At 72.0% G+C, this 10571-nt stretch carries 10 protein-coding genes; 6 read left to right on the forward strand and 4 right to left on the reverse strand.

Annotated features, from left to right (window positions below; genetic code table 11):
* Positions 1-8: 8 nt before the first annotated feature.
* The 6 genes from VMV22_12500 (at position 9) to VMV22_12525 (ending at position 7533) form a co-directional block, all read left to right on the forward strand.
* Positions 9-1151, forward strand: a complete 1143-nt coding sequence (locus VMV22_12500) for a hypothetical protein (protein ID HUY23147.1) — start codon at positions 9-11, stop codon at positions 1149-1151.
* A 50-nt stretch (positions 1152-1201) separates the two neighbouring features.
* Positions 1202-2641 carry a MazG family protein gene (locus tag VMV22_12505; GenBank protein ID HUY23148.1) on the forward strand — a complete coding sequence of 480 codons (1440 nt, stop codon included), beginning with the start codon at positions 1202-1204 and terminating at the stop codon, positions 2639-2641.
* Positions 2638-3936: a hypothetical protein gene (locus tag VMV22_12510; protein ID HUY23149.1), complete on the forward strand. Its 1299-nt coding sequence runs from the start codon at positions 2638-2640 to the stop codon at positions 3934-3936. The genes VMV22_12505 and VMV22_12510 overlap by 4 nt, the downstream gene beginning before the upstream one ends.
* Before the next feature lie 146 nt (positions 3937-4082).
* Positions 4083-5384 (forward strand): phosphopyruvate hydratase, encoded by a 1302-nt coding sequence (eno, locus tag VMV22_12515; GenBank protein ID HUY23150.1) that lies wholly within the window; start codon positions 4083-4085, stop codon positions 5382-5384.
* Positions 5381-6100, forward strand: a complete 720-nt coding sequence (locus VMV22_12520) for a hypothetical protein (protein ID HUY23151.1) — start codon at positions 5381-5383, stop codon at positions 6098-6100. Before eno ends, VMV22_12520 begins: the two co-directional genes overlap by 4 nt.
* Positions 6101-6114: 14 nt before the next feature.
* Entirely contained in the window at positions 6115-7533 is a 1419-nt protein-coding gene (locus VMV22_12525; GenBank protein HUY23152.1) for a DUF501 domain-containing protein, read from the forward strand.
* A gap of 89 nt (positions 7534-7622) precedes the next feature.
* Here the strand turns inward: VMV22_12525 and VMV22_12530 are convergent, their stop codons facing one another.
* The 4 genes from VMV22_12530 to VMV22_12545 all read right to left on the reverse strand — a co-directional run.
* Entirely contained in the window at positions 7623-8036 is a 414-nt protein-coding gene (locus VMV22_12530) for a DUF2304 domain-containing protein (GenBank protein ID HUY23153.1), read from the reverse strand.
* A 16-nt stretch (positions 8037-8052) separates the two neighbouring features.
* Positions 8053-8931, reverse strand: coding sequence for a glycosyltransferase family 2 protein (locus VMV22_12535; GenBank protein ID HUY23154.1), 879 nt, complete (start codon positions 8929-8931; stop codon positions 8053-8055).
* Positions 8925-9086, reverse strand: coding sequence for a hypothetical protein (locus tag VMV22_12540; GenBank protein ID HUY23155.1), 162 nt, complete (start codon positions 9084-9086; stop codon positions 8925-8927). The genes VMV22_12535 and VMV22_12540 overlap by 7 nt, the downstream gene beginning before the upstream one ends.
* A 138-nt stretch (positions 9087-9224) precedes the next feature.
* A partial coding sequence (locus tag VMV22_12545) for a hypothetical protein (protein HUY23156.1) occupies positions 9225-10571 on the reverse strand: 1347 nt, incomplete at its 5' end.

Raw genomic sequence — 10571 nt, forward strand, 5'->3', positions numbered from 1 at the left:
CCCCTTCCGTGAAGCGCATCCTGGCTCTGGCCGTCGTCGGCGCGCTGGCCGCGGCGGTGTCGGGATGCGACCTCTCGCCGCCGGCGGCGACGGTGAACGGGGCCACGATCAGCCGGGCCCAGCTCAACGACACCCTGTCGGTGGTGTCGGCGGACACCGTCGCACAGTGCGCCCTCGCCGTCCTCAGCCAGGGCAACGGCAGCACGCTGCCGGCGGTGGCGGGCAGCGGTGACGCCACCGTCACCACCCAGTTCGCCGCGGTCGAGCTCACCGGGCTGGTGCAGCAGGCCATCGAGCAGCAGGGTCTGGCGCGGCGCCACGCCGCGGTGAGCGCCGCGGACCTGGCGGCGGCCCGGACGGACTACGAGACGGAGCTCAGCGACGCGTCGGCTCAGAACGGCTCCCCGTGCAACCTGACCGGGAGCACCCTGGTCCACAGCCTCCCGGCGAAGTTCCTCGACCAGCAGGCGCAGGCGCTGGCCGCCGAGGAGAAGCTCGAGGAGGTCGCCGGGCACGTCGACGTGAGCAGGCGTGCCCTGCGCGCCTACTACGACACGCACCAGCCCGCCGTGACGCAGCTGTGCCTGAACCTCATCGTGGCCAACGACCAGGCCTCGGCGCAGGCCATCCACGACCAGATCGCCGGGGGGACGACCTTCGCGGCCGCGGCCCAGGGCCCGGGCGCCAACCACAACGGGCCGCCGGGGGGCCAGGAGCCCTGCGTGTTCCCGTCGACCGTGCTGAGCCAACTCGGTCAGTCGATCGCCACGGCCGTCGCCACCCTGGCCGACGGCCAGCTGGCGCCGCCGCAGTCGGTGACGGTGACCGACCCGTCCACCGGCACCCCGTCGACGGCGTGGATCGTCGTCGGCATGCGCCAGCACCACCTCGTCGCCTTCGGGGACGTCGAAGGCGGCATCCGGCTCCAGCTCCTGCAGCAGGGGCGGTCGGGCCTCAGCACCGCCCTCACCGCGCTGAGCGCCCGGCTCTCCGTGCAGCTCGACCCGCGCTACGGGACATGGAGCGCGCGACGCGGTGTCTCGGTCCCGACGCCGCCCCCGACGGCGTCGCTGCTGAACCCCGGCACCGGCCAGGCCCAGTCGGGCAGCTCGAGCCTGATCCTGCCGCCGGGCGGCCGGTCCACGGGCTGACAGCGGTCGTGAGCCCGCCCACGTCCCGGGGAGCAGTCCGTCCGCGGGTCGTGGTGGTCGGGTTGGGGCCCGCCGGTCCCGAGCTGGTGCCGGCGGCGACGACGGAGCTCGTCCGCCGCGCCACGCGCTGTCTCGTCCGCACCGCCCGGCACCCCTCCGTGGCGGCGGTGTCGGCGGTGGCGAGGGCCCCCGTCGAGTTCCTCGACCGCCTCTACGAGGAGGCCGAGAATTTCGACGACGTCTATTCGGCCATCGTCGAGGCGGTGGTGGCGGCCGCCTCGTCCCTGCCCGTCGCCGGGCCGACCGCCACCGGGCCCGATCCCGCATACGTCGTCTACGCCGTTCCCGGCTCGCCGCTCGTCGCCGAGCGGACGGTCCCCCTGCTGCGCGCCGACACCCGGGTGTCGGTCGAGGTCGTCCCGGCCCTGTCGTTCCTCGACCTGGCCTGGGCCCGCCTCGGTGTGGACCCCGTCGACGCCGGCGTGCGCATCGTGGACGGCACCGACTTCGCGGCCCAGGCGGCCGGTGAGCGTGGGCCGCTCCTCGTGGCGCAGTGCCACGCCCCGTCGGTGCTGTCGACGATCAAGCTCGCCGCCGACGACCCCGCGGGCGAGGACCCCGGGCGCCGGGCGGTGATCCTGCACCACCTCGGGCTGCCGGACGAGGTGGTCCTCGACGTGCCCTGGGCCGAGCTCGACCGGACCATCGAGCCGGACCACCTCACGTCGGTGTGGGTCGAGCGCCTGGCGCCACCCGTGGGGGCCGAGCTGGTCGGGCTCGAGGAGCTGGTGCGGACGCTGCGGGCGCGCTGCCCGTGGGACCGGGAACAGACGCACGGCTCGCTCGCCCGGCACCTGCTGGAGGAGGCCTACGAGGCGCTCGACGCCATCGAGGCGGTGGCCGCCGCCGGGCCCGACGTCGCGCCCGAGGCCGTCGCCCACATGGAGGAGGAGCTCGGCGACCTCATGTTCCAGGTGTACTTCCATGCCCAGCTGGCCGCCGAGGAGGGCCACTTCACGCTGGCCGACGTGGCCCGGACGCTGCACGACAAGCTCGTCCACCGGCACCCCCATGTGTTCGGCACGGCGTCGGCGACGACCCCCGAGGAGGTCGCGGCGCGCTGGGAGGTCCTGAAGAAGGCCGAGAAGGGTCGGGCGAGCGTCACCGACGGCATCCCCCTGGCCCTGCCCGCCCTGGCGCTGGCGGCGAAGCTGCAGCGCAAGGCGGAGTCGCTCGGCGTCGACACCGGCACGCTCGACGACCGACGCCGCCAGGTCGCCGCCGGGCTCGACGCCCTGGCGAAGGCTTCCGGTGACGCGTCGGGGGAGACCCTCGACGCGCCGGCGGAGATCGCCGTGATCCTGGGCGAGATGCTCTTCGCCCTCGCCGACGCCGCCCGCCGCCTGGGCGTGGACCCCGAGACGGCGCTGCGGGCGCGGGCCGGCGAATTCCGCCGGGCGCTGCAGGCCGACGAGCAGCGCCTGCCATGAAGCCCGCCGTCGACGCCGCTGCCACCGCGAGCTCGAGCGAGGGCGCAGGCGTGAGCGCCGGCGCAGGCGTGAGCGCGGGCGCAGGCGTGGAGGTCGTCGCACCCCGGCGCCCCGGGCGCCTCGCCGCCGCCTGGGTGTCGTGGCGGCGGCCCGTCCTCGTGGGTGCGCTCGGCACGGTCCTGCTGCGCCTGGTCACCGAGTGGATCGGGCTGGTCGGGCGCTTCGGCGTCGACTTCCCGCACCGCGTCGCCCGGACCCCCTCCCTGCTCACCCAGGTCTGGAGCCAGTGGGACGTCGGCTACTACCTGTCGATCGCCCAGTACGGCTACGCCGGGAGGCACGCGGGGCCGGGGCAGGCGGCCAACGACATCGCCTTCGCTCCGCTCTTTCCCTGGGGGACACGAGCGCTGCACGCCGTCACCGGGCTCGGCTACCTCACGAGCAGCGAGCTCCTCAGCGCCGGCGCCCTCTTCGTGGCCCTCGTCGTGGTCTACCGGCTGACGGCGTCGGAGCACGGCGAGGCGGTCGCCGGCACCGGCATCACGATGGTCCTGGCCTGGCCGGCGGCGTTCTTCCTCCTCGCCCCCTACCCGGAGTCGCTCGCCCTCGCCCTGGGGGCGGGTGCCTTCCTGGCGCTGCGTCGCGGCCGGTGGATGGCGGCCGGCGTCCTGGGCGCGGCGGCGACGATGACCAAGTACTACCTGGCCGTGTTCGTCGTGGCCTTCGCCGTCGCGGTGTGGGAGGCGCGCCCCGCCGGGTCGCGGCTGGCGGACACCTGGCGGCGGGACCTGCGGCGGTTGGCCTGCGCCGTGGTGCCGACGCTCGTGGCGTTCGGCGCCTGGATGCTCTACCAGGCCGTCCATGTCGGCGACGCCCTGGCCTTCGAGCGCGCCCAGTCCCGGCAGTGGCACCGGCACTTCGCCGCGCCGTGGACGCTCTTCGCCACCACGATCTCGCACCTGGTGCACTGGCGGTTCCTCGACACCTCCACCGCCAGCGTCGTCGAGCTGTTCGACTTCGTGACCGTCGTCCTCCTCGCCGTCGTCGCCGTCGCCGTCTTCCTGCGGGTCCGTCGCTCCTACGGCGTCGTCCTCGGGCTGTCGTGGTGCGTGTACTGCTTCGAGTCGTTCCTCGTCGGCGAGGTCCGCGAGGTGCTCGTGCTGTTCCCCTTCTTCGTGGGCCTCGGCATGTGGGCCGCGCGCCACCCGTGGCGCGAGCGGGTCCTGCTGGCACTGTTCGTGCCGTGCTCGTACTTCCTGGTCGAACGCTTCGTCCGGGGCGCCTTCGCCGGGTAGGCGGGGGACCGCCGGGGACCGCGGGGCCGGCGGACGGTCTGCTCCCGCGCCCGCGCCCCGGGCCCCGTCGCGGCGCTCGGCCTCCGCCGCCCGCAGGTGGCCAACGAGTAACTTCTACAACACCAACAACAGGGATGTCGGCACCGATGAGCGCTATCGAGCAGATCCTGGCCCGGGAGGTCCTCGACTCCCGCGGCAACCCCACCGTCGAGGTCGAGGTGTCCCTCGACTCCGGCGCGGGAGGCCGGGCCATCGTCCCGTCGGGCGCGTCGACGGGGGTGCACGAAGCCACCGAGTGGCGTGACGGCGGCGACCGCTACGGGGGCAAGGGCGTCCTCGGCGCCGTCGAGCACGTGAACGGCGAGATCGCCGAGGTGCTCTCGGGCTTCGACGCCACCGACCAGCGGGGGATCGACATGGCCATGGTCGACCTCGACGGCACGCCGTCGAAGGGCCGGCTGGGCGCCAACGCCGTCCTGGGCGTGTCGCTGGCGGTGGCCCGGGCCGCGGCGCTCGATGCGGGGATGCCCCTGTACCGCTACGTCGGCGGCGCCAACGCGCACGTGCTGCCCGTGCCGATGATGAACGTCGTGAACGGTGGCGCGCACGCTGACAACTCCATCGACCTCCAGGAGTTCATGGTGATGCCGGTCGGCGCGGCCTCGTTCTCCGAGGCGCTGCGATGGGGCGTGGAGACGTACCACGCGCTGGCGGCCGTGCTGAAGGCGCGTCGCCTGTCGACGGCGGTGGGTGACGAGGGCGGGTTCGCGCCGGACCTGCCGTCGAACGCGGACGCCGTGGGCATCCTGGTGGAGGCGATCGAGGCGGCCGGACGCGTGCCCGGTGACGAGGTGGCCATCGCCCTCGACCCCGCCGCCAGCGAGCTGTTCAGAGACGGCGCCTACCACCTGCCCGGCGAGGGCCGGCAGCTGTCGTCGGCCGAGATGGTGGACTACTGGGTGGACCTGTGCGACCGGTTCCCCATCGTGTCGCTCGAGGACGGCATGGCCGAGGACGACTGGGACGGGTGGGCGTCGCTCACGGGCGCCCTCGGCTCGAGGGTCCAGCTCGTCGGGGACGACGTGTTCGTCACCAATCGCGAGCGCCTGGAGCGGGGCATCACCAAGGGCGTGGCCAACGCCATCCTGGTCAAGGTCAACCAGATCGGGACGCTGAGCGAGACGCTCGACACCATGGCGGCGGCGGGACGCGCCGCCTACGGCTGCGTCATGTCGCACCGTTCCGGCGAGACCGAGGACACCACGATCGCCGACCTGGCGGTCGCCACCAACTGTGGCCAGATCAAGACCGGGGCCCCGGCGCGTTCGGACCGGGTCGCCAAGTACAACCAGCTGCTGCGGATCGAGGAGGAGCTCGGCGAGTCGGCGTCGTTCCTCGGCGTCGACGCGCTGTCGACCACCCGGGCGGGAGGCGGGGCGACCGGGTGAGACGACGCCCCCTGCACGCCGCCAACCGGACGCGCCGCCTCCGTCCCCCGACGCTGCACGACCTCCCGAGGCGGCGGGGACGCCTCCGGCCCCCGACGCTGCACGACCTCCCGAGGCGGCGGGGACGCCTCCGGCCGATGCTGCGGCGCCTTCCCCGGGCGCTGCCGTCGTTCCAGACCGTCTGGGCGGTGGTGTGGCCGCGTGACGGCTCGACGCGCTCGCTCGAGCGACGCCGGGCCCGGGCCATGGTGGCCGCCGCCGTGGCGTTGGCGGCGGTCGTGCTCCTGACGAGCTTCCCCGTCGCCGAGGTGTTGTCGCAGCGCTCGGCCCTGTCGAGCACGGCGCGCCAGCTCTCGACCGTGCAGTCGGAGAACGAGACGCTCGCCCGTCAGGCCGCCGCGCTGGCGAACACGTCCACCGTGGAGGGGCTCGCCCGGCACGACTTCGGGTTCGTGCGCGCCGGCCAGCGCGCCTACGACATCCTGCCCGGGTCGGGCACGTCGCCAGGGGTGTCCGGGCCCGACCACGTGCCGCTGAACGGCCCGCCGGTGGTGCCCGGGTCGTCGCGGTCACAGGCGCTCATGGGCATCGTCGCACCCGTCGCCACGGCGGCGTCGTCGGGGAAGGGTGCCCGGCCGGGGCCGGCGGCCGGCCCGCCACCGCCCCCGCGCGGCTACTGGGGCCGCGTCGTCCGTAGCCTGGAGTTCTGGAACTGAGCCCACCACGGGACATGGACGCCGACGCCGACCGGGCGGCGGTGGCCCGGCTCCTCGGACGGCCCCCCTCCGGCGCGTTCTCGGTCGCCGTCAGGCGCCGCGACGGTACTCCCGCCGTCATCGAGAACGACCCCTTCCTCGACGACGGCACGCCCATGCCCACCCGCTACTGGTTGGTCGACGACGAGCTGCGCGACGCCGTGAGCAGGCTCGAAGCAGCCGGTGGTGTCCGCCGGGCGGAGGCTGCCGTCGATCCTGACGCCGTGGCCGACGCCCACGCCCGCCACGGTGCCGAGCGCGACCACGCCATCCCGGCGACCCATGCCGGGCCCCGGCCGACGGGCGGTGTCGGTGGCACGCGCCGGGGGGTGAAGTGCCTCCACGCCCACGTGGCCTGGTATCTCGCCGGTGGGGACGACCCGGTCGGGCGCTGGGCCGCCGGGCAGCTGGGGCTGGATGTCTCGGGCTATGTGGTGGTGCGGGGTGTGGTGGATGCGCCGCTCGGCCCCGTGGCCGCCGTCGACTGCGGGACCAACTCCACCCGGCTGCTGGTGGTCGGGGCGGACGGGGCGGTGCTCGACCGGCGGATGCGGATCACGCGGCTCGGCGAGGGGGTCGACGCCACGCACGAGCTGGCGCCCGAGGCCATCGGCCGAAGCCTGGCCGTGCTCGGGGAGTACCGACAGCTGATGGACCGTCACGGTGTCGTACGCACCCGGGTCGTCGCCACGTCGGCGGCCAGGGACGCCGAGAACGCGCCGGAGTTCCTGGCGGCGGCGGCCGACGTCATCGGGTGCCGACCGGAGGTGTTGAGCGGTGCCGACGAGGGAGAGCTGTCGTTCACCGGCGCCACCGCGCACCTGCCGGACGACATGGTCGACGCCGGCACCGTGCTCGTCGTCGACATCGGGGGAGGATCCACCGAGCTCGTCGTCGGGGACGTCGGGCGGCGGGCGCCGGGCGCCGCGGTAGCCACGGTCTCGCTCGACATCGGGTGCGTGCGGGTGACGGAGCGGTTCATGCACCACGATCCGCCACTCGGCCACGAGCTGGCCGCTGCCCGTCAGGCGGTTGACGCCGACGTCGGACGCGCCCGCGCCATGCTGCCCCCATTGTCACCGGGGGCGCCACTGGTCGGGCTGGCCGGGACGGTATCGACGATCGCCGCGCTCGACCAGGGGCTCACGGACTACGAACGGTCCCGCATTCACCATGCCGTGCTCAGCCGGAGCACGGTCGAGCACTGGCTCGAGGTCCTCGCAGGAGAGGACAATGCCGCCCGCCTTTCGCGCCCCGGCATGATGGAGGGTCGTGCCGACGTGATCGCGTCCGGCGCGTTGATCCTGGCAGCCGTCATGACCGGCTTCGACCGGGACGCGTGCCTGGTGTCAGAAGACGACATCCTCGACGGGCTCGCGGCGAGCATCCGCTGATCGGTGTCGGGGCGCCTACGCTCCGGCGGCAACTGCTGTCGCCGCGATCCATTCCCGACACGCGGCGCCCCCGAGCACCGATGCTGTGATCAGTGACGGGGTGACAACCGGTCCGAGCCCTCGGAGGGCCGTTCCGGGGACTGGTCAGCGGCAGCCTCGTCGGGTGTCTTCGGGTCCCTGGCCGTCAAGAGCCCGATCTCCTGGACCAAGGCGATCTGCTTGGCCGACAGCCGGTCGAGGCTCAAGGCCAGGTGGAAGACGAGGATCATGAGGAACAGGACCGCCAGCAACAAGAGGAATGCGGGCGAGTACGCCACCCCGACGAGGAGCGATACGCGATCAATGAGATGAGCCGGAAGGGTTGCGCTCACGACGACCATGAACAGGCTCGCCGACAACCAGAGCATGGCCGTCTGCTCACGAAGGCGCTGGCGGCGCATGGCGACGACCGAGCCGATGAGGAAGCTCACACTCAACACCATGGCCAGAGCAAACGACTTCACGAAGCCTCCTTGTTCCCTAGTCCGTCCCGCTCCCGAGCCCGTCCCGATTCAGGCCGCCGATCAAGAGCGCGACAGTCACGCGCGCCATGTAATACGCGGACCGGATCCCGGCGATGCTCGATCGGCCATGAAGACGCGGCGTCATGCGGACCGGGACCTCCTCGAGCCGAAGCCCGTTGCGGCTGGCGAGCACCAGGGACTCGACTTCGGGGAAGTCGGTGGGATACGTGCGAGCGAAGAGGGCGATGCCCCCGAGCCCCACGGCGCGGAAGCCCGAGGTCGTGTCAGTGAACGTATTGCCGGCACGCCAGCGCACGAGTGTGGCCAACAGGCGCATCCCGAAACGACGGCCGACAGGAGCGATGTAGTCCCCGCGTCCGAGCCAGCGCGAGCCGATCGTCATGTCGGCTCGGCCTGCCCGGATGGGTTCCAGGAGTCGTTCGATCTCCGACGGGTCGTGCTGGTCGTCGCCGTCAACCTGGATGGCGATGTCGTATCCCTGGCGAAGCGCGTATCGGTAGCCGCACTGGACGGCACCACCGATGCCGAGGTTGACCGGCAGGGTGATGACTGCGGCCCCGGCTTGGAATGCTCGAGCGGCTGTGGCGTCGCGAGAGCCGTCGTTCACGACCACGACGTGAGCTTCGGGGACCGCCGCGATGACGCGCTGTATGACACGGGCGATCGAACCGGCTTCGTTGAACGCAGGGATCACGATACAGACCCGCGCATGTTCCAGCGCCTGGAGCTTCGCCTGGGACGCCCGTGCCTCGTGTGCCGGGATGCCGTCGTGGACGCCTGCGAGGTTCGGGGACCCCTCCCCGACGTCGGCGCCGACCGGCGGGTCGGCGCCGCCCGGGATGGCCCGCTCGACGCGCCCCGATCGCGTCACCATTCCAGGAAGCAGGCGGACTCGGACGTCGTGGGTCGCATCGCCCCCTCCCAGCGCTGAATGACCTCCAGGTAGGATAGTCCCTGCGGGCCGCGGCGAGTGATGAGCACCCCGCCGGCCACGAGGCTGCCGCCGGCGTCCCGTTCCTCCTCGATCATCGGGACCAGGGCACGTGCCGCTGTCAGCGGGTCCGTGTCCTTCGGGTCGGGATCGGACGTGCACGGGGTGGGTCGACTTGTCGAGCTGGGCGCTCCGGTCAGCTATCGGTCGACCGCCAGGAATGCCCCGGCAGTCTTTCAGGACCTGTAGATGTACACGGGACTGCCGGCGAAGCCAGTGTGCACGTCCAACCTGAGACATGGTGCCGACAGGGGCACCCCGGAGACGACGAAGCCCACACCCAGTCGCCTGGCTTCCGAGCCGCAGGGATCGATGGCGATCCGGACCGCGGCATGGTAGGTCCCTCCGAGGGTGAGCGTGGGGGGTGCTCCGCTCGGTGCCGGCACAAAGGTCAAATTGGCATAGCGATCCCAGACGACGCGAAACCTTCGATGGGGATCGAGGATCTTCCACGTCTTCGCCTTCGGGTAGACGTCAGGCGCACTGAGCGTCTTGAGTCCTGATGCGATGAGGACCGTGTTGACCTTCAGATCGGCGAAGCTGAGCCACGTCCGATGACTCGCATCCGGTGCCGCCACCGCTTCCCGGGAGACGGTGGCAAGGAGGGGGGATGACGTCAGCGGTCCAAGTCCCCGGTAGAGCGGGTTGGCAGTCAAGGAAACCGTCGCGCCGAAGACCACCAGAGCCACGCCCCCGAGGATCACCCTGCGGGCCGATGTCAGGAATACGACGATCGCAGCAGCGGCGCTGACGGATCCGACCTCCCAAAGGCCGAGGTGAAGGCCCGGCGCCGCCTCTCTGAGGTTGCGCCCACCCCAGAGGTACATCGCGAATGCGAGGACGGCACAGACGGCTGCTCCGGTGAGGATGCGTCGCTGACGCTCGTCGACGCCGAAGAACCCTCCCCCTGTCTTGACCGCTTGGGGTTCGTCGCGTTGTTCCAGCTCGGCAGCACAGAACACGGCCATCAGCAGGATCCCACCAAGCCCGACGCCGAGGATCGCTCGCTGGGGTTCGACTCTGTCCAGCAAGAGCAGAGACGCCAGGACGGGGGGGAGACTGACGAAGTACCAGATGCTTATGAGTACGAAGACCCCAGCCGATCCCGCCAGCAGCACCCTCCAGCGGCGTGCGAACTCGTGGAGTCGCACACGGTGAATCTGCAGCATGGCGAACGGGCCGAGCAAGATGAACGAGGAGATCTCCGACTGGTTCGTGAAGGTCAGTGAATCTCCGTGTCGAGCAAGAGTCAGCCCGAAGGGCGCCGAGAGGAGTTGGAAAAGGGACGTACCACCTCCGGTGACCCGACGGTGACCTGGGTACACCGTGTCATTGATGGCTGCGATGGTGCTGCGTGAATGGAGGTAGTAGGCGCCGAGCGTCGCTCCGATCACGAGTGCCAGGGCGCCGATATCGACGATCAACCGCCGTGCGGTCATACCAAGCTCCTGCCAACGACCGACGATGTAGCACACGCCGACAACGCCGAGAACGAGCGCCGTCGGGATCTGGAATGGCGGATA

The sequence above is a fragment of the Acidimicrobiales bacterium genome, assembly GCA_035531755.1.
In the GTDB taxonomy this organism is placed as follows: Bacteria; Actinomycetota; Acidimicrobiia; order Acidimicrobiales; family UBA8190; genus DATKSK01.

Bases quoted from the DNA above. Each gene is read 5' to 3' on its own strand.
- VMV22_12510 (HUY23149.1), top strand. From the start codon at position 2,638: ATGAAGCCCGCCGTCGACGCCGCTGCCACCGCGAGCTCGAGCGAGGGC.
- eno (HUY23150.1), top strand. From the start codon at position 4,083: ATGAGCGCTATCGAGCAGATCCTGGCCCGGGAGGTCCTCGACTCCCGC.
- VMV22_12525 (HUY23152.1), top strand. From the start codon at position 6,115: ATGGACGCCGACGCCGACCGGGCGGCGGTGGCCCGGCTCCTCGGACGG.
- VMV22_12535 (HUY23154.1), bottom strand. From the start codon at position 8,931: ATGGTGACGCGATCGGGGCGCGTCGAGCGGGCCATCCCGGGCGGCGCC.
- VMV22_12540 (HUY23155.1), bottom strand. From the start codon at position 9,086: ATGATCGAGGAGGAACGGGACGCCGGCGGCAGCCTCGTGGCCGGCGGG.